Source organism: Thioclava sp. F42-5 (genome assembly GCF_002213195.1).
Taxonomy (GTDB): Bacteria; Pseudomonadota; Alphaproteobacteria; order Rhodobacterales; family Rhodobacteraceae; genus Thioclava; species Thioclava nitratireducens.
Genome location: NZ_NBNZ01000001.1, coordinates 327,044 through 349,694 on the forward strand (window position 1 = coordinate 327,044; position 22,651 = coordinate 349,694).

General features: G+C 64.3%; 18 protein-coding genes. 4 read left to right on the forward strand and 14 right to left on the reverse strand.

The window, feature by feature from the left end; translation table 11 throughout:
- The first annotated feature begins 39 nt into the window (after positions 1 to 39).
- The 3 genes from B6V74_RS01525 to B6V74_RS01535 all read left to right on the forward strand — a co-directional run bounded on the left by B6V74_RS01525 (position 40) and on the right by B6V74_RS01535 (position 4,994).
- Positions 40 to 1,428, forward strand: a complete 1,389-nt coding sequence (locus B6V74_RS01525) for an HPP family protein (protein ID WP_088718893.1) — start codon at positions 40 to 42, stop codon at positions 1,426 to 1,428.
- Between the two features lie 261 nt (positions 1,429 to 1,689).
- The gene (gene clpA / locus B6V74_RS01530) at positions 1,690 to 4,008 is read left to right on the forward strand and encodes an ATP-dependent Clp protease ATP-binding subunit ClpA (protein ID WP_088718894.1); all 2,319 of its coding nucleotides are present in this window, start codon (positions 1,690 to 1,692) and stop codon (positions 4,006 to 4,008) included.
- Positions 4,009 to 4,064: 56 nt separating this feature from the next.
- A complete protein-coding gene (locus tag B6V74_RS01535; RefSeq protein WP_088721774.1) occupies positions 4,065 to 4,994 on the forward strand; it encodes a M23 family metallopeptidase in 930 nt (309 codons plus the stop codon).
- A gap of 3 nt (positions 4,995 to 4,997) precedes the next feature.
- On the opposite strand, the gene B6V74_RS01540 is transcribed toward B6V74_RS01535, so the two are convergent.
- Positions 4,998 to 6,878, reverse strand: a complete 1,881-nt coding sequence (locus B6V74_RS01540) for a cation:proton antiporter (RefSeq protein ID WP_088721775.1) — start codon at positions 6,876 to 6,878, stop codon at positions 4,998 to 5,000.
- Positions 6,879 to 7,153: 275 nt separating this feature from the next.
- Between B6V74_RS01540 and B6V74_RS01545 the strand changes: the two genes are divergently transcribed.
- Positions 7,154 to 8,719, forward strand: coding sequence for a DEAD/DEAH box helicase (locus B6V74_RS01545; RefSeq protein ID WP_088721776.1), 1,566 nt, complete (start codon positions 7,154 to 7,156; stop codon positions 8,717 to 8,719).
- A 125-nt stretch (positions 8,720 to 8,844) separates the two neighbouring features.
- Here the strand turns inward: B6V74_RS01545 and B6V74_RS01550 are convergent, their stop codons facing one another.
- The 13 genes from B6V74_RS01550 to nuoG are packed head-to-tail and all read right to left on the reverse strand — an operon-like array spanning position 8,845 to position 22,620.
- The gene (locus B6V74_RS01550; RefSeq protein WP_088721777.1) at positions 8,845 to 10,467 is read right to left on the reverse strand and encodes a ribonuclease J; all 1,623 of its coding nucleotides are present in this window, start codon (positions 10,465 to 10,467) and stop codon (positions 8,845 to 8,847) included.
- A 47-nt stretch (positions 10,468 to 10,514) separates the two neighbouring features.
- Positions 10,515 to 11,291, reverse strand: a complete 777-nt coding sequence (locus B6V74_RS01555) for a type III pantothenate kinase (protein ID WP_075774490.1) — start codon at positions 11,289 to 11,291, stop codon at positions 10,515 to 10,517.
- 16 nt (positions 11,292 to 11,307) lie between these two features.
- Entirely contained in the window at positions 11,308 to 12,060 is a 753-nt protein-coding gene (locus tag B6V74_RS01560) for a biotin--[acetyl-CoA-carboxylase] ligase (protein ID WP_075774489.1), read from the reverse strand.
- Positions 12,050 to 13,489, reverse strand: coding sequence for an NADH-quinone oxidoreductase subunit NuoN (gene nuoN / locus B6V74_RS01565; protein WP_075774488.1), 1,440 nt, complete (start codon positions 13,487 to 13,489; stop codon positions 12,050 to 12,052). Before nuoN ends, B6V74_RS01560 begins: the two co-directional genes overlap by 11 nt.
- 11 nt (positions 13,490 to 13,500) lie before the next feature.
- Positions 13,501 to 15,039, reverse strand: coding sequence for an NADH-quinone oxidoreductase subunit M (locus B6V74_RS01570; RefSeq protein WP_075774487.1), 1,539 nt, complete (start codon positions 15,037 to 15,039; stop codon positions 13,501 to 13,503).
- A complete protein-coding gene (gene nuoL / locus B6V74_RS01575; protein WP_088721778.1) occupies positions 15,039 to 17,240 on the reverse strand; it encodes an NADH-quinone oxidoreductase subunit L in 2,202 nt (733 codons plus the stop codon). Before nuoL ends, B6V74_RS01570 begins: the two co-directional genes overlap by 1 nt.
- A gap of 6 nt (positions 17,241 to 17,246) precedes the next feature.
- Positions 17,247 to 17,552, reverse strand: coding sequence for an NADH-quinone oxidoreductase subunit NuoK (nuoK, locus tag B6V74_RS01580; RefSeq protein WP_075774485.1), 306 nt, complete (start codon positions 17,550 to 17,552; stop codon positions 17,247 to 17,249).
- Between the two features lie 49 nt (positions 17,553 to 17,601).
- Positions 17,602 to 18,210: an NADH-quinone oxidoreductase subunit J gene (locus tag B6V74_RS01585; RefSeq protein WP_075774484.1), complete on the reverse strand. Its 609-nt coding sequence runs from the start codon at positions 18,208 to 18,210 to the stop codon at positions 17,602 to 17,604.
- Positions 18,207 to 18,617 (reverse strand): carboxymuconolactone decarboxylase family protein, encoded by a 411-nt coding sequence (locus B6V74_RS01590; protein WP_075774483.1) that lies wholly within the window; start codon positions 18,615 to 18,617, stop codon positions 18,207 to 18,209. The genes B6V74_RS01585 and B6V74_RS01590 overlap by 4 nt, the downstream gene beginning before the upstream one ends.
- Positions 18,614 to 19,105 (reverse strand): NADH-quinone oxidoreductase subunit NuoI, encoded by a 492-nt coding sequence (gene nuoI, locus B6V74_RS01595; RefSeq protein ID WP_075774482.1) that lies wholly within the window; start codon positions 19,103 to 19,105, stop codon positions 18,614 to 18,616. Before nuoI ends, B6V74_RS01590 begins: the two co-directional genes overlap by 4 nt.
- 3 nt (positions 19,106 to 19,108) lie before the next feature.
- Positions 19,109 to 20,146: an NADH-quinone oxidoreductase subunit NuoH gene (gene nuoH / locus B6V74_RS01600; protein WP_075774481.1), complete on the reverse strand. Its 1,038-nt coding sequence runs from the start codon at positions 20,144 to 20,146 to the stop codon at positions 19,109 to 19,111.
- Positions 20,147 to 20,161: 15 nt separating this feature from the next.
- Complete coding sequence (locus B6V74_RS01605; protein WP_075774729.1) at positions 20,162 to 20,572, reverse strand: hypothetical protein; 411 nt, start codon at positions 20,570 to 20,572, stop codon at positions 20,162 to 20,164.
- A 14-nt stretch (positions 20,573 to 20,586) separates the two neighbouring features.
- On the reverse strand, positions 20,587 to 22,620 hold the full coding sequence (gene nuoG, locus B6V74_RS01610) for an NADH-quinone oxidoreductase subunit NuoG (protein WP_088721779.1): 2,034 nt from the start codon (positions 22,618 to 22,620) through the stop codon (positions 20,587 to 20,589).
- Positions 22,621 to 22,651 lie beyond the last annotated feature (31 nt).

The following is a 22,651-nucleotide window of genomic DNA, read 5'->3' on the forward strand; positions in this document are numbered from 1 at the left end:
AGGCGCGATACCTGTCGCGAATTCAACCCCAGCGAACCGATGCCGATCTCACGCCTGCCCAAGAATGTCCGCCGCCAGCTGCGCCGCTTCGGCCCCTCCATGGGGCGTAGGCCCGCGGTCGACATCCTGCGCGGCGCGGTGGGCGCAGGAGTGGCGATCCTCGTCGTGACCTTCATCGTGGCCACCTTGCCCCATTCACGACAGGCCGGGATCTATCTCGTGTCCAGCTTCGCCTCGATGGCGGTTCTCCTGTTCGTTCTGCCGAACTCGCCGCTGGCGCAGCCGTGGTCCGCGATGATGGGGATGATGATCTCCGCCGTGGTGCCGGTCGCGGTGCTGATGGTGACCCCTCCACCCTATGCGGACGGGCTCGCAGTGGGCGGGTCGATCGCGGCGATGATGGCCGCGCGCGCGCTGCATCCGCCAGCCGCCGGGATCGCGCTGCTCGTGATCTTGGAACACGAGGCGGGGCGGCGTCTCGGCTTCGATTTCGCGATCTTCCCGATCGCGGTGATGACGGTGCTGATGATCGGGTTCGCAATGGTCTGGAACCGGCTCTTCGGGATTTCCTACCCGACGCGCCCTCTCGCCTATTCCCCGGCCCATGTCGGACGTGCGCGCGGCCCGGCCCGCTCGCTCAGTCAGCGCGACCTGTCGAACCTGCTGGTCGAGTTCAACCAGTCGGCCAACATGGACCCCGCCGATCTGGCGCGGCTCATGGCGGTGGCCGAACACCGCGCCGCCGAGTCGCTTCTGGCCGACACGCATGTGCGCGATCTGATGACGCAGAACCCGGTGACCGTCAGCCCCGAAGCGCCGCTGTCCGAGATCGTGCGCAAGATGACCGCGCTCAACGTCCACACCCTGCCGGTGGTCGACAATTCGGGATACTATCTGGGCGTGGTCGATCAGCATGACGCGCTCGAAGAGCTGTTCAAGGAGTTCGACATCCTGCGCCGCCCCCTGCGGTTCCGCGCCGCCCCGCCCGAGGCCGAGGTGCGCGCGATCTTCCATACCGATATCGAGACCGTCGAGGGCGACACGCCGGTGGGCCAATTGCTCGAACGGCTGGCCCGACGCGAGGCGCGGGTCGTGCCGGTGACCGAAAGCGGGCGGCTCGTCGGCATCCTGACCCGGACCGACATCATAGCGCTGCTGCTGGAACATTCGCCAGCCGCCCATTCCGAGGCGGAGCTCGAGGAGGAAGGCGACGAGGACGAGGAGGACGCGCCCCAAAAGAGAGAGGATGCTTCCCCGGGAACCAGAGCCACCAAGCGCCCCGGCAAGGCGCCCGCATCCAAGGGCAAAACCGACCCCGAAGACGCCGAACTGGCGGCGGAACTGCACCAAAGTGCGGCGCGCCGCCCGCCAGTCCACGAGGACACGCAGCACGACACCGCGCAAAGCCGCGCCGAGTCGCCCAAGTAACCGTCAGAGCGCTTGAACCCGCGAAAACCCTCCCCATATGGGAGAGGTCAAACGCAACTCCCCTAGATATTGCGCGCCTCATCGGTATCCCTGCACCGTCGCGCCCGCTAAATGATCGTTTTTTCCGTACGAATCGGAGTCCGATCTGTTTTTGGGCATGAAAAGACTTGAAGCGCGACGAATTCCACCGAACTTTAATCTTATAGGGCAACACTAGGCTGGGTATCCTCCCGCGCCGCCCTTCGAGGAAAGGAGCAGATAATGCCGTCGTTTTCCAATACGCTCGAACAGGCAATCCACGGGGCGCTGGCGCTCGCCAATGCCCGAAAGCATGAACTCGCGACGCTAGAACACCTGCTCCTCGCCTTGATCGACGAGCCGGACGCCGCGCGGGTGATGAAGGCCTGCGCCGTCGATACCGACGAATTGCGCCAGACCTTGGTGGAGTTCATCGATGATGAACTGTCCACCCTCGTGACCGAAATCGAAGGCTCGGAAGCCGTGCCGACCGCCGCCTTCCAGCGCGTGATCCAGCGCGCGGCCATCCATGTCCAAAGCTCGGGCCGCTCGGAAGTGACCGGGGCGAATGTGCTCGTCGCGATCTTCGCCGAGCGCGAAAGCAACGCCGCCTACTTCCTGCAAGAGCAGGACATGACCCGCTACGACGCGGTGAACTTCATCGCGCATGGCGTGGCGAAGGATCCGGAGTTTGGCGAAACGCGCCCGGTGTCGGGTGCCGAGGAAGAGGCCAAGGCCGAAGGGGCGACCCAGGCCGAAGCCAAGGATTCCGCGCTCGAGAAATACTGCGTGAACCTCAACGCGAAATCCGAGAAGGGCGATGTCGACCCGCTGATCGGGCGCGAGCATGAGGTCGAGCGCTGCATTCAGGTCCTCTGCCGCCGCCGCAAGAACAACCCGCTTCTGGTGGGCGACCCCGGCGTGGGCAAGACCGCGATCGCGGAAGGCCTCGCGCTGAAGATCACCCGGGGGGAGACCCCGGAAATTCTCGCCAATTCGACGATCTACTCGCTGGATATGGGCGCACTGCTCGCCGGCACCCGCTATCGCGGTGACTTCGAAGAGCGCCTGAAGGCCGTGGTGAAGGAGCTTGAAGAGCATCCCGACGCGATCCTCTTCATCGACGAAATCCACACCGTGATCGGTGCAGGCGCGACCTCGGGTGGTGCCATGGATGCCTCGAACCTCCTGAAGCCCGCGCTTCAGGGCGGCAAGCTGCGCACCATGGGCTCTACCACCTACAAGGAGTTCCGCCAGCACTTCGAAAAGGACCGCGCGCTGAGCCGCCGGTTCCAGAAGATCGACGTGAACGAGCCCTCGGTGCCGGACTCCATCAAGATCCTGATGGGTCTGAAGCCCTATTTCGAGAAGCACCACGACATCCGCTACACCAACGACGCCATCAAGACGGCGGTGGAACTGTCGGCGCGCTATGTCCATGACCGCAAGCTGCCCGACAAGGCGATCGACGTGATCGACGAGGCGGGCGCGGCCCAACATCTCGTGGCCGAAAGCAAGCGGCGCAAGACCATCGGTCCGAAAGAGATCGAGGCGGTCGTCGCCAAGATCGCGCGGATCCCGCCGAAATCGGTCTCGAAGGACGATGCCGAGGTGCTCAAGGATCTCGAGAAGTCCCTCAAGCGCGTCGTGTTCGGCCAGGACAAGGCGATCGAGACGCTGTCCTCCGCGATCAAGTTGGCCCGTGCGGGTCTGCGCGAGCCGGAGAAGCCGATCGGCAACTACCTCTTCGCGGGTCCGACCGGTGTCGGCAAGACCGAGGTCGCCAAGCAGCTCGCCGATACGCTCGGCGTGGAACTGATGCGCTTCGACATGTCGGAATACATGGAGAAGCACGCGGTCTCGCGCCTGATCGGTGCGCCTCCGGGCTATGTCGGCTTCGATCAGGGGGGCATGCTGACCGACAGCGTCGACCAGCACCCGCATTGCGTGCTGCTGCTCGACGAGATCGAAAAGGCCCACCCGGATGTCTACAACATCCTGCTGCAGGTGATGGATCACGGGAAGCTCACCGACCATAACGGCCGGACCGTCGACTTCCGCAACGTGATCCTGATCATGACCTCGAATGCGGGCGCCGCCGAACAGGCGAAGACCGCAATCGGCTTCGGGCGCGATCGGCGCGAAGGCGAGGATATGGCCGCGATCGAGCGGACCTTCACGCCCGAGTTCCGCAACCGTCTGGACGCGGTGGTCAGCTTCGCGCCGCTGCCGCGCGAGGTGATCTTGCAGGTGGTCGACAAGTTCGTGCTGCAACTCGAAGCGCAGCTCATCGACCGCAACGTCCATATCGAGCTCACCCCGGCCGCCGCCAATTGGCTCGCCGAGAAGGGCTACGACGACAAGATGGGCGCGCGTCCGCTGGGCCGGGTCATTCAGGAGCATATCAAGAAGCCGCTCGCCGAAGAGCTGCTCTTCGGCAAGCTCACGAAGGGCGGTGTCGCCAAGGTCTCGATCAAGGACGACAAGATCGTCATCAAGGTCGAGGAACCGGGCAAAAAGCGGATCTCCGGCTCCAAGCCGCGCCTGCTGACCGCCGAATGATCTAGGCCGTGCTCCGCGCGGTAGTGATAAGCCTTCTCGTCCCGGCCGTGCCCAGCATGGCCGGGACTTTTCTATTTGACGCGCCGACGCTGCAAATGCCGGTCGACTGCACCCTTGGCCAGGATTGCTATATCCAGAATTACGTCGACCGCGACCCCGGTCCCGGCGCGCGCGATGCGGGTTGCGGCGGGCTGACCTATGACGGCCACAAGGGCACCGATTTCGCGCTCCTGACCGAAGCGCAGATGCAGGAGGGCGTGAAGTTGATCGCCGCCGCGCCGGGCCGGGTCGTCGCCACCCGCGATGGAGAGCCCGACGGAGCTTATGTCAGCGGACGAACGGTCGCGGTCGCGGGCAAGGAATGCGGCAACGGGATCGTCATCGATCTAGGACGCGGCTGGCAGACCCAGTATTGCCATCTGCGCGAAGGCTCGATTTCCGTTGCACGTGGCGCGCGGGTCGAGGCGGGCACCCCGCTCGGCCTCGTCGGCCAATCGGGTCAGGCGGAATTCCCGCATCTGCATCTGTCGCTGCGCCATGAGGGCACGGTCGTTGATCCCTTCGACCCTGAGATGCAGGACACCTGCGCGACTGCCGCACCGCGGAGTCTCTGGTCCGCCCCCGTCCCCTACATGCCAAGCGGCTGGCTCGCGACCGGGTTCACCGCCGCACCGCCACGCTTCAACGCGATCCTCGCCGGCGACCCCCTGCCGCCGCCCCGCGAAACCGGACCCGCCCTCATCTTCTGGGGCTACGGCTTCGGCCTGCGTGCGGGAGACACGATCAGTTTCGAGATCACCGGCCCGGATGGGATCAGCATCAGTACGACCAGCGAGGTCGACGCACCCAAGGCCCGGTTCTTCCGCTATGTCGGCAAAAAGACCCCGCCTTACGGCTGGCCCAAAGGTCCCTACGCGGGCCAGATCGCGCTGCGCCGCGACGGCGCGGTGATCGCCCGTCGATCAGCCACCGCCCGGATCGAATGAACCTCAAGGGATCCGCGCGGCGGGGCCCGGCTGGCCCGAGGGTTTCTCCCCGGCCTTGGCCTTCTGCACGGTCTCTTCCTCGAAGGCCTCGGGTGGCAGCAGCGAGATGATCCGCCCGCCCGGCTCGACCTTCATTTCGGCCGGGTCGATCACGAAGCGAAGGTCACCGCTCTTCGCCACGACCATCACAGGCTTCGCCTTGGGTCGCTTCTCGCGCCACCGGGCCAGCGTGTATTCCTCGGTGATCCGGGTCACGCGGAAGCGCCAGCCCTCGGCGAGCAGTGTCTCCCACCCCTCGAGCGTGCGCCCCTCACCAAAGCGGCGCCCACCGAGCTGCGTCGGCAGCGCGTGGCGTTCGCGATCGTCCTTCTGACGCGGCACCTGCCAGACCTTGTCGCGGCCCAGCTCGGGCGCGAGATCGGTCGCGACGAGCGTGTTATAGGCGTCGTTGTCGGTCGCGGCGAGCAGGGTCGAATAAGCCATCAGCTCGACCTTGTCCTCCGCCGCCTCGCCCAGAATGTCGCCGTAGAAAGTCTTGAGCCCATTGGCGCGGGGCCGGATCAGGTGCGCATGGTTCGGATCGGTGATCAGCACCGGCACCTCGGCCTTGCTCAGCGTCTCGGCCAGCGCCGACGTGAAGCGCGAGCCGCCCACGATCAGCAGCCCCGGCTTGTCGGCATTGGCCAGTCCCAGCTTCCGCGCCAGCGGCGCCAAGGTGAAGCCGTGCACGATCACAGTCACCAGCACCAGTACGAAGGCCAGCGGCCCGATGCGCAGCCCGTCGGCCACCCCGATCTCGGCCAGACGCTGTCCGAAAAGGCCCGCAACCGCCACGAGCACCACCCCGCGCGGGCCGGTGAAGGCGATCAGCAGGCGCTCGTTGCGCGGCAGGCCCGTCCCTATCAGCGAAATCAGGACCGTCATCGGGCGGGCGACCAGCACCACCAGCACGACGAACAACAGCGCGTGCCAGTCGAGGGCGGCCAGCTGGTCGATCTCGATATTCGCGGCGAGCAGGATGAACACGCCCGAGACCAGAAGCACCGTCGCATGCTCCTTGAACCGGCGCAGCTCCTCGTAGGAGGGCAAATCGGCATTTCCGATCACCAGCCCCATCACCGTCACTGCGAGCAGCCCGCTTTCATGCAGCACGTAATCGGTCACCGCGAAGGTCGCCAAAAGGGTCGCGAACAGCACCGGGACTTTCATGAATTCCGGCACCCATCCGCGCGAGAAGCTGCGCGCGATGCCCCAGCCGACCGCGCCGCCGATCGCCGCGGCAAAGCCGATCCCGAGCGCGAGATGCCAGACCGCCTCGCCCATCGGCAGGTTGGAGCGCAGCGTGAACACCACCTCGAAGGCCAGAACCGCCGCCAGCGCGCCGATCGGGTCGTTCACGATGGCTTCCCATTGCAGCAGCCGTGCGGGGCGGCGGGCAAGTTTCGCCGTGCGCAGAAGCGGCGCGATCACCGTCGGGCCGGTAACGACCATGATGCCGCCGAAGACCGCCGCGCTTTCCCAACTCAGCCCCGCGCCCCAGACGAGAGCGAGTGCCGAGAGAAACCAGCCAAGCGGCGCGCCGATGAAGACAAGCCGCCTGACCCCGGTTTTCGCGTCGCCCAGACGGTGGAAATCCAGCGAGAACCCGCCCTCGAACAGGATCACCGCCACCGCGAGCGCGATCAACGGGCTCAGCAGCTCACCGAAGTCGCGGCTCGGGTTCAAAAGCCCGGTCGCTGGACCCGCAATAAGCCCTGCGACCAGCATGATCACGATGGCCGGAAGGCGCATCCGCCATGCCAGCCATTGCGCGCCGACACCGCAAACACCTACCAGCGCAAAGGCCAATACCGGGCCGAGACCCGCCGATTCCGCGACTGCCATATCTGTCCCTCGTCACACTTCGGGATCAAACCCCGTTCAGAAGGTCAGGTTCCGTGCCCCTTTGCAAGAGCCCCTTGCCATAGGAGCGTCCCGCCCGCCGGTTAGTGGCCCTGCCCTGAAAAGATTGACCTTTGCGTCGCAATCCGGTACGCCGCAGCCAAGCTCCGTAATCCGGCGGGGCTCTTCCTGGGCGCCCGGTTCCTCAAGCGCCCGATAGCGGCCCCGCCCGATGCGGGTCGCGACAGGACGCGATTAAAGGTAAACCAAGGATACCCATGACGAAATTCACCGATCTGAAGCTGGACCCGAAGGTCCTTTCCGCCGTTGTCGACGCTGGCTACGAAGAGCCAACGCCCATTCAGGCTGGCGCCATTCCGCCCGCACTCGAGGGCAAGGACGTGCTCGGCATCGCGCAGACCGGGACCGGCAAGACCGCCAGCTTCACCCTGCCGATGCTGACGCTGCTGCGTCGGGGCCGCGCCCGCGCCCGGATGCCGCGCTCGCTCGTGCTGTGCCCGACGCGCGAATTGGCAGCGCAGGTCGCCGAGAACTTCGACCTCTACGCCAAGAACACCAAGCTCACCCGCGCGCTGCTGATCGGCGGCGTATCGTTCGGAGAGCAGGACAAACTGATCGACAAGGGCGTCGACGTGCTCATCGCGACGCCGGGCCGCCTGCTCGACCATTTCGAGCGCGGCAAGCTGATCCTGACCGACGTGAAGGTCATGGTCGTGGACGAGGCCGACCGGATGCTCGACATGGGGTTCATCCCCGATATCGAACGCATCTTCCAGCTGACGCCCTTCACGCGCCAAACTCTGTTCTTCTCGGCCACGATGGCGCCCGAGATCGAGCGGATCACCAACACCTTCCTGCATGCGCCGGTGCGCATCGAAGTGGCGCGTCAGGCGACGACGGGCGCGAATATCACCCAGAAGCTGATCGAGATCGAACCGGCGCGCCGCGACCAGACCGCGAAAGCCAAACGCGAATTGCTGCGCGCGGTGATCGAGGCCGAGGGCGAGGCCTGCACCAATGCGATCGTCTTCTGCAACCGCAAGGTCGACGTGGATATCGTTACGAAAAGCCTGCAGAAATACGGCTTCGACGCGGCCCCGATCCATGGCGATCTCGACCAGAGCCAGCGCACCCGCACGCTCGAGAGTTTCCGCGATGGCAAGCTGAAGCTGCTGATCGCCTCTGACGTCGCCGCGCGCGGCCTCGACGTGCCGTCGGTGAGCCACGTGTTCAACTACGACCTGCCGATGCATGCCGAGGACTATGTCCACCGGATCGGCCGCACCGGTCGCGCGGGCCGCAAGGGCACGGCGATCTCGATCGCGGTCCCCTCGGACGAGAAATTCCTCGGCCAGATCGAAAGCCTCGTCGAGCAGGAAATCCCGCGCGCCGAGCCGCCGGAAGGGTTCGAGCTGTCCGAAGGTGCGAAGCAGCCCGCGCGCAAGCGCGAGGACTCCAAGGGCGGTCGCTCGCGTGGCGGGCGCAGCCGCGATCGCGGCGGGCGTGGCTCGAAACGCGAGCGCAGCGAAGAGACGCAGCAACCGCAGATCGCCGCGCCGCAAGAGCAAAAAGAAGCTCCGAAGGCCGAGGCTCAACCCGAAGAGGCTCGCAGCGAGCCCCAGGAGACCGCGAGCGCGCCGAAATCGCAGCCCCGCGATCAGGGTAATGACGAAGGCAACGCACGCCGCTCCCGCGGGGGCCGCAACCGTCGCGAGCGTGAGAACGAAGTGGTGGGCATGGGCGACCACGTCCCGGACTTCCTCACCGTTTCCTTCCGCCCCGGCGCGATCGAAGAGACCGCCGAGGACAGCGCGGACAGCTGACGCTTTCGTATTGGTAAAAGTATCCCCGCCGGAGGCGTCCTCCGGTGGGGCTTTTCTTTGTCTCTGAGGATGGGGCGATGCCCTACCCGTTCGCGATCCGCGCCATTGACGGCGCGGACTCGCGCTCACTCGGTCAGACGGCTCGTGACGACGATCACTTCGGGCTTCTTGCCAATCTCTTCCATCGCGACCTGACGGGCGATGCGGCGCAGGCCCTCGTCCAGCTTGTCGTCATTGCTCAGGATCTTGACCGGCGCGCGCTCAAGATATTCGGTCATCTCGTCCTCGATCGTCTCGGCCAGCGGCGCGCCGGAGCGGCCCAGTTTCGGCAAGCCGTTCAGCTCGACCCAGGGCTCGCCCAGCGGCTGGTCCTGCTCGTCGAGGATCACCGTCACGAGGCACAAGCCGTTCAGCGCCATTCGCATCCGGTCGCGCACCACGCCGTCCATCGCGCCGATCTGCACCGAACCGTCGAGATAGGTGCGGCCCGCTTCGATATATTCGACGACTTTCGGCACCTCGCCGGTCAGGTCGATCATCGTGCCGTTCGTCGCGACTTCCGACGCGATGCCCTTGTCCGCGGCCAGCTTCGCATGTTCGCGCAGGTGGCGATGCTCGCCATGCATCGGGATCAGCATCTTCGGCGCGATCAGTTCGTGCACCGCTTCGAGATCGGGGCGGTTGGCGTGGCCCGAGACGTGATAGAGCCCGCCGTGATCGTCTACCACGTCGACTCCCATCTCGGAGAACGCGTTCATGATCCGGATCACGCCGCGCTCGTTGCCCGGGATCGTCTTCGAGGAGAACAGGAACGTGTCCCCCTCCTTCATCTCGAGCCCCAGGTACTTGCCGCGGCTCAGCTGGGCCGAGGCAGCGCGTCGCTCGCCCTGGGAGCCGGTCACGATCAGCATTAGGTTCTGGCGCGGCACGTCGGTCGCCTCTTCCGCCGAGATCGTGCCGGGCATGCCTTTCAGCACGCCGGTTTCCTCGGCGACCGAGACCATGCGCTTCATCGCGCGCCCCAGCAGACAGACAGACCGACCCGCGGCTTTGCCCGCTTCGGCAAGCGTCTTCAGGCGCGCCACGTTCGAGGCGAAGGTGGTCGCGACGACCATGCCGGTCTGCGCGCGGATGAGTTCCGAGATCGGCTCGGCCAAAGTGGCCTCCGAGCGGCCCGGCAGCGGCGAGAAGACGTTTGTGGAATCGCTCACCAGAACCTTCACGCCTTCGCCTTCCTTGGCAATGGCATGCCACATTTCGGGGTCGAAGGGCTCGCCGACGATCGGGTTGCCGTCGAGCTTGAAGTCGCCCGTATGCATGACGCGGCCCGCAGGTGTGTCGATGATGAGGCCGGAGCTTTCGGGGATCGAATGCGAGATCGGCACGAATTGCACCTTGAACGGGCCGGCCTCGATCACCTTCGGGCGCGGCTCGACGATCTGGATCGTCTCGGGCGGGATGCCCGCCTCTTCCAGCTTCAGCTGGCCGATCCGACCGGTGAAAGCGCGCGCGTAGACCGGCTTGCGCAGCTTGTTCCAGACATGCGGCAGCGCGCCGATGTGGTCCTCATGCGCGTGGGTGATGAAGATCGCGTCGATGCGGTCGGCATTCGCTTCCAGCCATTCGAGATCGGCGAAGATCAGGTCGACGCCGGGCGTGCCGTCCATATCCGGGAAAGTCACGCCCAGATCGACAACGATCAGCCGCTCTTTCCCCTCTGGGCCGTAGCCGTAGACATAGGCGTTCATGCCGATTTCGCCGGCACCGCCGAGGGGGAGGTAGATCAGTCTGTCACTCACGCGGGAAGGTCCTTGTTATAGTCGTTGAGGAGGCGAAGGCCGTGCATGGTAAGGTCGTATTCCACACTGTCAAACAGGTCGAACCCCTGGCTGAACAGCTCTGCCAGACCGCCGGTCGCGATGACTTTCATCGGTCGGTCCCGCTCGAGCCGGATTTGGCGCACGACGCCTTCGACGAGGCCGATATAGCCCCAGAAAACGCCCGATTGGATACAGGCGACGGTGTTGGTGCCGATCGCCTTCTCGGGCATCGTCACATCGACATGAGGTAGGGCGGCCGCGGAGGCGTGCAACGCCTCGAGCGACAGGTTGACGCCGGGTGCGATCACCCCGCCGATATAGGCCCCGTCGGAGGCGACCACGTCGAAAGTGGTCGCAGTACCGAAATCGACGACGACGATATCGCCGCCATGCCGGTCATAGCCCGCAACCGTGTTCACGAGGCGATCCGGCCCGACGGTCGTGCCCGGATCGACGCGGGGCTCCACCGGTAGGCGGCATTCGGGCTTGCCGACGACCAACGGGCGGCAGTTGAAGTAACGGTTAGACAGAACCCGCAGGTTGAAGACCACCCGCGGCACGGTCGAGGAGATGATGACCTCGGTGATCGCGCCTGCGATCTCCTGCACGCGCATCATGCCCGACAGCCAGAGGAAATATTCGTCCGCCGTTCGCTGGTGATTGGTTTCCATCCGCCAAGTGGCGATGAAATCCGTCCCGTTCCAGACCGAGAAGACGGTGTTGGTGTTGCCGCAGTCGATGCAGAGAAGCATGGCTCCCCCCTTCCGCTCAGAAAAAGATATCCGCCGCCGAGATGGCACGGCGGCCCTCGGGCGTCGTCAGGATCAGCGCGCCGGTCTGGTCAATCGTCTCGAAGGTGCCGCGATAGGTTTCGCCGCCGACGCGTGCGGTGATTTCTTCGCCCAGACGCGCCGCCCGCGCGAGCCACGCATTGCGGATCGCGTCGAAGCCGTAATCGCGGAACTGTCGATCATAATGATCGAAGGCCTGCGCCAGCATCGGCAGGAAGTCGACCGGAGCGATCTGCATCCCGGTCTCGCCCAGCAGGCTGACCGGCGCCATCGCCTCGGGCTCGATCTCGGACCGCTCGGGGGCCACTGCGAGGTTCACGCCGATGCCAATCGCGATTGTCTCTGCGCCCTGCAGGCTCTCGAGCAGGATGCCCGCGACTTTGCCGCCGTTCAGCAGCACGTCATTGGGCCATTTGATGGTCAGCCGCGCATGCGGTCCCGCGACATGCGCGAGCGCGGCCTCCAACGCGAGTGCCGCGACGAAGGAATAGAGCGCGGCATGAGCCAGCCCGCCTTCGGGCCGCATCACCAGAGTCGCCGAGAAATTGCCGGATGGCGCGCGCCACGCCCGCCCGCGCCTGCCGCGCGCGGCGGTCTGCTCATGCGCGAAGATCCAGGCTGAACCGGAGAGGCCCGGCGCTAGCCGGGCCGCTTCATCCATGGTGCTATCGACCGAGGGCAGGACGTGTCGCGCCACGCCCTCGGGCCAGTCATCGCGCTCAGTTGACAAGAGCCGCCGCCGCAGCCTGGGCCGCGCCCTCGATGCCGAAGAGGTTGAAGATGCCGATCAGCATCGCCAGCGCCGAGACCACCAGAAGGCCCCACTGGATCGCGGGCATCCGATTGTCGAGCGGATCCGTCTCCTTGCCGAAATACATGTAGAACACGATCCGCAGGTAGTAGAAGGCCGCCACGACCGACGCGATCACGCCCAGCAGCACGAGCCAGATATAGCCCGCATGCAGCGCCGCTTCGAGCACCGCAAACTTGGCGAAGAAGCCCAGCATCGGCGGCACACCGGCGAGCGAGAACAGCAGCACCAGCATCGCCAACGCCTTGACCGGGGCCTGACGGGCGTATTGATTGAGCGCCTTGAGTTCGGTCACCGGCTGGCCGTCACGCTCCATCGAAAGCATGAAGGCGAAGACGCCGACATTCATCGTCACGTAGATCGCCATGTAGGTCAGCATCGACTGCACACCCTCGACCGTGCCCGCCGAGAGGCCCAGCAACACGTAGCCCATATGGGTGATCGAGGAATAGGCCATCAGGCGCTTGATGTTCGACTGACCGATCGCCGCGACCGAGCCCCAGACCATCGACAGGCCCGCGAGCAGCGCGAGGATCTGGCCCCACTCCGCCGGCACCTGGCCGAAGGCGTCGAAGACGAGACGGGCGATCAGCGCCATCGCGGCGATCTTCGGCGCCGTTGCGAAGAAGGCGGTGACCGGCGTGGGCGAGCCCTCGTAGACGTCGGGCGTCCACATGTGGAACGGCACTGCCGAGACCTTGAAGGCGAGACCGGCGATCAGGAAGACCATGCCGAACAGTAGGCCGATCGGCAGGTGACCGGCTTGCACGACCCCGATGATGCCCGCGAATTGCGTGGTGCCCGCGAAGCCGTAGGTCAGCGAAGCGCCGTAGAGCAGGATGCCCGAGGACAGCGCGCCAAGGACGAAATACTTCAGACCCGCTTCCGAGCTCTTCTCGCTCTCGCGGCGCAGCGCGGCCACGATGTAGAGCGCGAGCGATTGCAGCTCAAGCCCCATGTAGAGCGACATGAGGTTGCCCGCCGAAACCATCATCATCATGCCGATGACGGCCAGCGTCGCGAGGATCGGGTATTCGAAGCGCAGCAGGCCGCGGCGCTGCATGTAATCGGTGCCCATCGCGAGCACCAGCGCGGCCGCGATCAGGATCATCACCTTGGTGAAGCGCGAGAACGCGTCGTCGATGAAGAGGCCGCCGAAGGCCTCATGCGAGCCCACCTCGGCCAGGCCGATCCAGGCCGCGATCACCAGCATGACGCCGGAGGTGATCCACAGCAGCGTCGGCGCAAGCTTGTCCTTGCCGAACCACACACCCGCGAGCAGGGCCACCATCGCGTAGACGGCGAGCAAAAACTCCGGAAGGACGATCGAGAAATCCGCAGAAGTCATCCCTCAGCTCCTCAGTGTTCGACCAGGTCGGACAGATACGTGTCCGGCAAGGCATCATGATAGTTCTGGACGAGTTGCGTCACCGACGGCCCGATGATGTTGGTCACCAGATCGGGGTAGACGCCAAGGATCAGAGTCATCGCCACCAGCGGCGCGAAGATCCACTTCTCGCGCGTGGTGAGATCGGTGATCGAGCGCAGGCTCTCCTTGATCAGGTCGCCGAAGACGACCCGGCGATAGAGCCAGAGCGCGTAGGCGGCCGAGAGGATCACGCCCGAGGTCGCGAACATCGCGGCCCAGGTGTTGACTTGGAACGTCCCGGCGAGCGTCAGGAATTCCCCGACGAAGTTACCGGTACCCGGCAGCCCCACATTGGCCATGGTGAAGAACATGAAGATCGTCGCATAGGCCGGCATCCGCTTGACGAGGCCGCCATAGGCGTCAATCTCGCGGGTGTGCATTCGTTCGTAGATGACGCCGACCAGAAGGAACAGCGCGCCCGAGACGAAGCCGTGCGAGACGACGAGGAAGATCCCGCCCTCGATGCCCTGCTGCGTCCCCGAGAAGATCCCGAGCAGCACATAGGCCATGTGCGCGACCGAGCTATACGCGATGACGCGTTTGATATCGGTCTGCACCAGCGCCACCAGCGAGGTCCAGATGATCGCGATCACCGCGAGCCACATCGCCCAGGGGCCCACCACGATGTTGCCCACCGGGAACATCGGCAGCGAGAAGCGCAGGAAGCCGTAATCAGCCAGTTTCAGCAGGATCGCGGCCAGCACGACCGAACCGGCCGTCGGGGCCTGAACGTGCGCTGCGGGAAGCCAGGTATGCACCGGCCAGAGCGGCATCTTGATCGCGAAGGAGATGAAGAAGCCGATCCACAGCAGCGTTTGCACCCCGCCGGGGATCGATATCCCCAGAACATCCACCGGTGTGTATGGGAACTCGTAGACGAGTAGCCCCGGCATGTCCGTCGTTCCGGTGTGGAAGTAGATGTAGATGATCGACACCAGCATGAAGACCGAGCCGAAGAAGGTATAGAGGAAGAACTTGAACGCGGCGTAGACGCGCTGCTTGCCCCCCCAGATGCCGATGATCAGGAACATCGGGATCAGGCCTGCTTCGAAGAACAGGTAGAACAGCACCAGATCGAGCGTGACGAAGGTGCCCACCATCAGCGTCTCGAGGACGAGGAAGGCGATCATGTATTCCTTCACGCGGTCGGTGACGTTCCAGCTGCCGATGATCACCAGCGGCATCATGAACGTAGTCAGCATCACGAAGAGGATCGACAGCCCGTCGACACCCACGCGGTACTGGAAGCCCATGATCCAGGAGTATTTCTCCATGAACTGGAAGCCGGTGTTGGACGGGTCGAACCCGGCCAGCAGGAACAGCGAGATCAGGAAAGTGACCGAAGTCGCGGTCAGCGCCACCCATTTCGCGTTGCGGTCCGCCTCGGGCGAGCCGCCACGCAGAACCAGCGCGAGGATCAGCGCCGCCACGGCGGGCGTGAAGATGACGATGGAAAGAAGGTGTTGCATCAGTTCGCCCCCCCGTTGAGGACGACCCAGAGCATGAGACCGACGATCCCGATCACCATGGCGAAGGCGTAGTGGAACAGATAGCCCGATTGCATCCTGTTAAGGAACCTCGTGAATGTCGGGACGATGCCAACGGCCATACCGTCGATGACCCGGTCAATCGAGCCCTCGTCCCCTTTCTTCCAGAATTGATAGCCGAACCAGAGCGCCGGGCGCATGAAGACACGCTCGTACAGCTCGTCGAAATACCACTTGTTGAGCAGGAAGCTGTAGAGCCCGGGTTGGGCTTCAGCCATCCGCCGCGGCAGGCTCACATCCTTGATGTAGAACATCCAGGCGACAAGCAGCCCGGCCAGCATCGCCACGAAGGGCGAGACCTTGACCCAGGCCGGCGCGTGGTGCGCCTTGTCGATCACCTCGTTCTCCTGCCCCATGTAGATGGAGCCCTGAGGTGCGACACTCGGATACTCGATGACCGCGGTCGAGGCGCCGACGCTCGGCGAGGTCTTGGCCTCGTCCATCAGCTCGGCCTCGGCCTGCTGTTCGGACATGTTCGGATCCGGCACCGGCGGCGTTTCACCCTGCCCTGCGGCATGGCTTGCCTCGCCCGACTGCGCGGCTTCGCCACTCGTCGCGTGCCCGGCATCCGCCGTCTGCTCGGCATGCGCGGGAAGGCCGAAGAACTTCACCAGCTTCGCGTGATCGCCGAAGAAGACGTTGTACCAGATCATGCCGGCGAAGATCGCGCCGAAGGACAGTACGACCAGCGGCACCGTCATGACCCACGGGCTCTCTTTGACGTGATCATGCGCATGATGATCGCCGCGCGGCTTGCCGAAGAAGGTCATGAAGATCAGGCGCCACGAATAGAAGGACGTGAAGGCCGCCGCGATGACCAGAAGCCAGAAGGCATAGCCAGCACCCGAGCCGCCCCAGACGCTCTCAATGATCGCGTCTTTCGACAGGAAGCCTGCGAAACCGATATGGGTGAAGGGAACGCCGACACCGGTGATCGCCAGCGTGCCGAAGATCATCGCCCAGAAGGTCAGCGGCACCTTCTTGCGAAGGCCACCGTAGTTGCGCATGTCCTGCTCGTGGTGCATCGCGGTGATAACCGAGCCCGCCGAAAGGAACAGCAGCGCCTTGAAGAAGGCGTGGGTCAGCAGGTGGAACATCGCCACCGAATAGACGCCGACGCCCGCGGCCGCGAACATGTAGCCCAGCTGCGAACAGGTCGAATAGGCGATGACGCGCTTGATGTCGTTCTGCACCAGACCCACGGTCGCTGCGAAGAAGGCGGTCGAGGCGCCGATGACGACGATGAAGGTCTGCGTATGCGGCGCGTATTCGTAGACCGGCGACATCCGGCAGACGAGGAACACACCCGCGGTCACCATGGTCGCGGCGTGGATCAGCGCCGACACCGGCGTCGGGCCTTCCATCGCGTCCGGCAACCATGTGTGCAAGAAGAGCTGCGCCGATTTGCCCATCGCACCGATGAACAGAAGGAAGGCACAGAGCTCGACCGCGTTCCAGTTCCCCCAGAGGAAGTCCAGGCTCGTTTCGGACAAAGCTGGGGCCGCAGAGAAGACGTCGTCCATCTTCAGCGAACCGGTCATGTAGAACAGACCGAACAGCCCGAGCAGGAAGCCGAAATCGCCGATACGGTTCATGATGAAGGCTTTCATCGCCGCCGCATTGGCCGAAGGCTTCTTGTAGTAGAAGCCGATCAGCAGATACGAGGCGAGACCCACGCCTTCCCAGCCGAAGAACATCTGCAGCAGGTTGTCCGAGGTCACCAGCATCAACATGGTGAAGGTGAAGAAGGACAGGTAGGCGAAGAAGCGCGCCTTGTAATTCGCGCCCTTCCCTTCGTCGAAATTCTCGTCATGGGCCATGTAGCCCCACGAGTAGAGATGCACGAGCGAGGAGACCGTCGTCACCACGATCAGCATGATCGCGGTCAGCCGGTCCATCCGGATCGCCCATGCGACGTCGAGGTCGCCCGAGGTGATCCAGTTCATGACATGGATGTGCTGCGTCTGATCGCCCAGCGTGAGAAAGACGATCCAGCTGAGCGCGGCGGCGAGGAACAGAAGGCCCGTGGTCAGGACCATCGCGCCCTTTTCGCCGATCACCCGCCAGCCGAAGCCACCAAGGATCGCACCGACCAGCGGCGCAAAGAGAATGATCGTTTCCATCGTCCCTTATCCCTTCATCACGTTGACGTCTTCGACCTCGATCGAGCCGCGGTTGCGGAAGAAGACCACGAGGATCGCAAGGCCGATCGCGGCCTCGGCTGCCGCAACGGTCAGCACGAAGAGAGTGAAGATCTGTCCGACGAGGTCATCCAGATAGGCCGCGAAGGCCACCAGGTTGATATTCACCGCCAACAGCATGAGTTCGATCGACATCATGATGACGATCACGTTCTTGCGGTTCACGAAGATCCCGAAAATGCCGATCACGAACAGCGCGGCAGCCACGCCAAGGTAATGTTCCAATCCGATCATGCGTTCACCCTCGTTTCCGAACTCGCGTTTTTCGCTTGCTTTTGTTCGCTCACAGCCCCTGCCCCGGTTTGACGTCCACCATTTCCATCGTCTTGGACGGATCGCGATGCATCTGCGCGATGACGTTCTGGCGCTTGACGTTGGTGCGATGGCGCAGCGTCAGCAGGATCGCCCCGATCATCGCGACCAGCAGGATCAGGCCCGCCGTCTGGAAGAGGTAGAGGTATTTGTCATAGACGAGCAGACCGATCGCCTGCGCGTTGGTCATGCCCTCGGGCACCGGATCGGCACGGAGGTTTTCCGCCATGCCGGAGGTCTGCCACGCCCCGAAGGCGATGCCCAGCTGCACCAGCATGATGACCGCGATCAGAAGACCCAGCGGCATGTAGCGCGCCAACTCCCCCTTGAGCGCGGCGAAATCGATGTCGAGCATCATCACCACGAAGAGGAAAAGCACCGCGACCGCGCCGACATAGACGATGATCAGCAGCATTGCGACGAATTCCGAGCCCAGAAGCACGAAAAGCCCCGCCGCCGACAGGAAGGTCAGGATCAGCCAGAGCACCGAGTGGACCGGGTTCTTGGAAATCACCACCATGAAGCCCGCGACCAACGCCGTAATGGCGAAAAGGTAGAAGGCGAAAGCAAACACCGTCATTCGTTCTCTCCCGAATTCTCGTCGAAGACCGATTGCGCGATCTCGAGCGCGCGGGTCATGGCGGGCACCCCGCCGAACATGCTCATCTGAAAGATCACCTCGGCGATCTCGCGTTGCGTGGCCCCGGCCTCGAGCGCGTGGCGGATCGTCAGGCGCAGCTGCGAGTCCGCCTGCGCGCCCAGCACCGTGAGCGCCGCAATCGTCACCAGAAGCCGGGTCCGGCTGTCGAGACCTTCACGGTTGAAGGTCTTGCCGAACCACATCTCCATCATGTCCTTGGACATGGTGGGGAAGAGCTTCTCCATCGCAGCCGGGTTGAAACTTTCCAGCGCCGGATTGAACAGCCGGGCCATCTCGGCCGACTGCTCCATCATCGTGCTGAAGAGTTTCGAAAAATCGTCGGTCATCTGTAAGGCGCATCCAGTTCGAGGTTGCGTGCGATCTCGGCTTCCCAACGGGCCCCGTTCTCGAGGAGCTTCTGCTTGTCGTAGAACAGCTCCTCGCGGGTCTCGGTCGAGAATTCGAAATTCGGACCTTCGACGATCGCATCGACCGGGCAGGCTTCCTGACAGAAGCCGCAATAGATGCATTTCGTCATGTCGATATCATAGCGCGTCGTGCGGCGCGAACCGTCGGCGCGGGGTTCCGCGTCGATCGTGATCGCCTGCGCCGGGCAGATCGCCTCGCACAGTTTGCACGCGATGCAGCGCTCTTCCCCGTTGGGGTAGCGGCGCAGGGCGTGCTCGCCGCGGAAGCGCGGCGAAAGCGGCCCCTTCTCGTGGGGGTAGTTCAGCGTGGGTTTCGGCGCGAAGAAATAGCGCATCCCCAGACCGAAGCCTTTGATGAAGTCCACCAGCAGGAAATACTTGGCAGCGCGGTTATAGTCGAAAGCCATCTATCAGCTCCCCATCGCCCAGCGGGCCCAGAAGTGCCCGAAGATTTCGAATTTCGCGAGGAAGGCGATGATCACCACCCAGGCCAGCGACAGCGGCAGGAAGACTTTCCAGCCAATCCGCATAAGCTGGTCGTAGCGGTAGCGCGGCACGATCGCCTTAACCATCGCGAACATGAAGAAGAAGAACACCATCTTGGCGAACATCCACAACACCCCGTCGGGCAGCCCCGGGATCGGGGACAGCCAGCCGCCGAAGAACAGGATCGACATCAGCGCGCACATCAGCCAGATCGCGATATATTCGCCGGCCATGAACAGCAGATACGGGGTCGAGCTGTATTCAACCATGAAGCCCGCGACGAGTTCGGATTCCGCTTCCGGAAGGTCGAAGGGCGGGCGGTTTGTCTCGGCTAGCGCCGAGATGAAGAACAGCGCCACCATCGGCAGGTGCGGCAGCCAGTACCAGCCCAGCAGGCCCCAGCCGGTATCCTGCGCGCGCACGATGTTCGACAGGTTGAGCGAGCCGGTCGAGATCACGACGCCGATGATGATCAGGCCGATCGAGACTTCGTAGGAGATCATCTGCGCCGCGGAACGCAGCGAACCGAGGAACGGGTATTTCGAGTTCGACGCCCAGCCGCCCATGATCACGCCATACACCTCGAGCGAGGAAGCCGCGAAGACGAACAGAAGTGCGACGTTGATATCGGCGAGCACCCAACCGTCGGCAAACGGGATCACCGTGAAGGTCAGCAGCGCCAGCACGAAGCTCAGGATCGGGGCGAGGAAATAGACGAACTTGTCGGCGCCCGCCGGCACGACGATTTCCTTGACCACGTATTTCAGCGCATCCGCGAAGGTCTGCATCAGGCCCCACGGCCCGACGACGTTCGGCCCGCGACGCATCTGCACGGCAGCCCAGATCTTGCGGTCGCCATAGACCAGCCAGATCATCGAAAGCATCACGAAGGCGATAACCGCCAAGCTCTGCAGCACGATCAGCAGGAAGATCCCGAAAGGTGTCGTGAAGAATTCAGCCATGATGTCCCACTCTCTTCATACGGTCGGAATGCCGCGATCCTTGCAATCGGCGACGGTCACTTCCGCGTCGATCGTCTTGAGTCCCTGCGGCAAGGCGGGCGAGATGGTGTAGACCGCATCTGCCCGCCAGATGCCACCCTCTTCAGTCACATTCGTGCGCACATGGCGCGCAAATCCATAGCCACGCACCAGCGCGTATTGCGCGGCTGCGCATTGGGCATAATCGGTCGCCGCTTTCTCGCTGGCGCCCTCGCCCGAGACACGCGCGCGGATCTCCACCAGATCGCTGTCGAGGAGCCGCGTTTCGGTGCCCCGATAGACCGGCTTGACCGCGCTATCCCCCTGCGCCCCGCCGGTCGGCGTGCACGCCGCCAGCCCGGCCAGAAGGCCGGGAGCGAGCGGTGCGATATTGGGCAGGGTCTGCATCATCCGTCTCAATCTCACTCGGCGGCCACCGGCGCTTCGGCCCGCGCTTTCGCGAGGCTGGCGCATTCGCCCATCACTACGGAGGCCCGCGCGATCGGATTGGTCAGGTAGAATTCGCGGATCGGCAGGCGGAAGGTGGCCTTGCCCATGTCGCGCGGCTCGATCGCCTGCACTTCGTTCTCCACGACCTGATCGACCTGCGCCAGATGCGGCACCGCCTCGACCATCGCGCGGCGCAGACCCGCAAGCGTGTCCCAGGGCTGCTTGGCGTCCAGCTCAGCCGAAAGCGCGCGCAGGATCGCCCAGTTCTCTTTCGCCTCGCCCGGCGGGAAGGCCGCGCGGAAGGCAAGCTGCGGACGGCCTTCGGTGTTCACGAAGAGGCCGTTTTCTTCCGTGTAGGCCGCGCCCGGCAAGATAACGTCGGCGCGGTTGGCTCCGCGGTCGCCGTGGCTGCCCTGATAGATCACGAAGGGACCGCCCTCGGCGCGCGGGGTGATCTCCACCTCGTCGGCGCCCATGTTGTAGATGACTTCTGCGCCGTCGATAGCCGCGAGCAGACCGCCCTCGGTCACTGCGCCCACATCCATCGCGCCGACACGGGCCGCGGCGGTGTGCAGCACCATGAACTTGGCGTTGGAGTTCTCGGCCAGCTTCATCGCATGGGCCAGAACCGCCTCGCCATCGGCTTCGTTCAGAGCGCCCTGCCCGATGATAACGATGGTGTTCTTGGCCTTCGTCTCGTCGGAGATCGTCTTGGAGGACAGCTCGGCCAGCGCGGCGCGGTCGGTGCCAACATGCTCATAGTCATAGGTCAGGTCGCAGGCTTCACCGACGAGACCGACGTTCGCGCCCTTGGCCCAGGCCTTGCGGATGCGCGCGTTCAGTACGGGTGCTTCCACGGCCGGGTTCGCGCCGATGATCTGCACCATCTCGGCGTTGTCGAGATCCGCGATCGTCGCGTTGCCCACATAGCCGTAGCGGTTGCCGATCGGCAGGCGCGCGCCATCGGTGCGGCATTCGACTTTGCCGCCCAGCCCCTCGATCAGCTGCTTGAGCGAGAAGGCTGCCTCGGTCGAGACGAGATCGCCGACGAGACCAGCGACTTTCTTGCCCTTCATCGCTTCGGCGGCGGCGCTCAGCGCCTCGCCCCAGCTTGCGGGCTTCAGCTTGCCGTCGACGCGGACGTAAGGCCGGTCGAGACGCTGGCGGCGCAGGCCGTCCCAGACGAAGCGGGTCTTGTCGGAGATCCACTCCTCGTTCACGTCGTCATTGTTGCGCGGCAGGATGCGCATCACTTCGCGTCCCTTGGTATCGACGCGGATGTTGGAGCCCACGGCGTCCATCACGTCCACGGTCTCGGTCTTGGTCAGTTCCCACGGACGCGCGGTGAACGCGTAGGGCTTGGAGACCAGCGCGCCCACCGGGCACAGGTCGATGATGTTGCCCTGCATGTTCGAGTCGAGCGTCATGTTCAGGTAGTTCGCGATCTCCGCGTCCTCGCCCCGGCCGGTCTGGCCCATCTGGGTGATGCCCGCGACTTCGGTGGTGAAGCGCACGCAGCGGGTGCAGGAGATGCAGCGCGTCATATGGGTCTCGACCAGCGGGCCGAGGTTCAGCTCGGTCGCGGCGCGCTTGGGCTCGCGGTAGCGGCTGAAGTCCACCCCATAAGCCATTGCCTGGTCTTGCAAATCGCATTCGCCGCCCTGGTCGCAGATCGGGCAGTCGAGCGGGTGGTTGATGAGCAGGAACTCCATCACCCCCTCGCGGGCCTTCTTGACCATCGGCGAATTCGTCTTGATCACCGGCGGCGCGCCTTCCGGCCCCGGGCGCATGTCGCGCACCTGCATCGCGCAGGAGGCGGCGGGCTTCGGCGGGCCGCCCACGACTTCCACAAGGCACATCCGGCAGTTGCCTGCGATAGACAGACGCTCGTGGTAGCAGAACCGCGGGATCTCGATCCCCGCCTGTTCGCACGCCTGGATCAGCGTGAGGTTCGGATCGACCTCGACCTCGTTCCCGTCGATGATGATCTTTCTCAGGTCAGCCATGGCTATCCGTCTCGTCTCTTCGGGCGCGAGG

Coding starts and splice junctions, on each gene's coding strand:
- B6V74_RS01525 (WP_088718893.1), top strand. CDS start 40: ATGCCGATCTCACGCCTGCCCAAGAATGTCCGCCGCCAGCTGCGCCGC.
- B6V74_RS01550 (WP_088721777.1), bottom strand. CDS start 10,467: ATGAACGCCTATGTCTACGGCTACGGCCCAGAGGGGAAAGAGCGGCTG.
- B6V74_RS01540 (WP_088721775.1), bottom strand. CDS start 6,878: ATGGCAGTCGCGGAATCGGCGGGTCTCGGCCCGGTATTGGCCTTTGCG.
- B6V74_RS01555 (WP_075774490.1), bottom strand. CDS start 11,291: ATGCTTCTCTGCATCGACTGCGGCAACACCAACACCGTCTTCTCGGTC.
- B6V74_RS01535 (WP_088721774.1), top strand. CDS start 4,065: ATGGCCGGGACTTTTCTATTTGACGCGCCGACGCTGCAAATGCCGGTC.
- nuoN (WP_075774488.1), bottom strand. CDS start 13,489: ATGACTTCTGCGGATTTCTCGATCGTCCTTCCGGAGTTTTTGCTCGCC.
- nuoK (WP_075774485.1), bottom strand. CDS start 17,552: ATGATCGGATTGGAACATTACCTTGGCGTGGCTGCCGCGCTGTTCGTG.
- nuoH (WP_075774481.1), bottom strand. CDS start 20,146: ATGGCTGAATTCTTCACGACACCTTTCGGGATCTTCCTGCTGATCGTG.
- clpA (WP_088718894.1), top strand. CDS start 1,690: ATGCCGTCGTTTTCCAATACGCTCGAACAGGCAATCCACGGGGCGCTG.
- nuoI (WP_075774482.1), bottom strand. CDS start 19,105: ATGGCTTTCGACTATAACCGCGCTGCCAAGTATTTCCTGCTGGTGGAC.
- B6V74_RS01585 (WP_075774484.1), bottom strand. CDS start 18,210: ATGACGGTGTTTGCTTTCGCCTTCTACCTTTTCGCCATTACGGCGTTG.
- B6V74_RS01570 (WP_075774487.1), bottom strand. CDS start 15,039: ATGCAACACCTTCTTTCCATCGTCATCTTCACGCCCGCCGTGGCGGCG.
- nuoG (WP_088721779.1), bottom strand. CDS start 22,620: ATGGCTGACCTGAGAAAGATCATCATCGACGGGAACGAGGTCGAGGTC.
- nuoL (WP_088721778.1), bottom strand. CDS start 17,240: ATGGAAACGATCATTCTCTTTGCGCCGCTGGTCGGTGCGATCCTTGGT.
- B6V74_RS01590 (WP_075774483.1), bottom strand. CDS start 18,617: ATGACCGACGATTTTTCGAAACTCTTCAGCACGATGATGGAGCAGTCG.
- B6V74_RS01545 (WP_088721776.1), top strand. CDS start 7,154: ATGACGAAATTCACCGATCTGAAGCTGGACCCGAAGGTCCTTTCCGCC.
- B6V74_RS01605 (WP_075774729.1), bottom strand. CDS start 20,572: ATGCAGACCCTGCCCAATATCGCACCGCTCGCTCCCGGCCTTCTGGCC.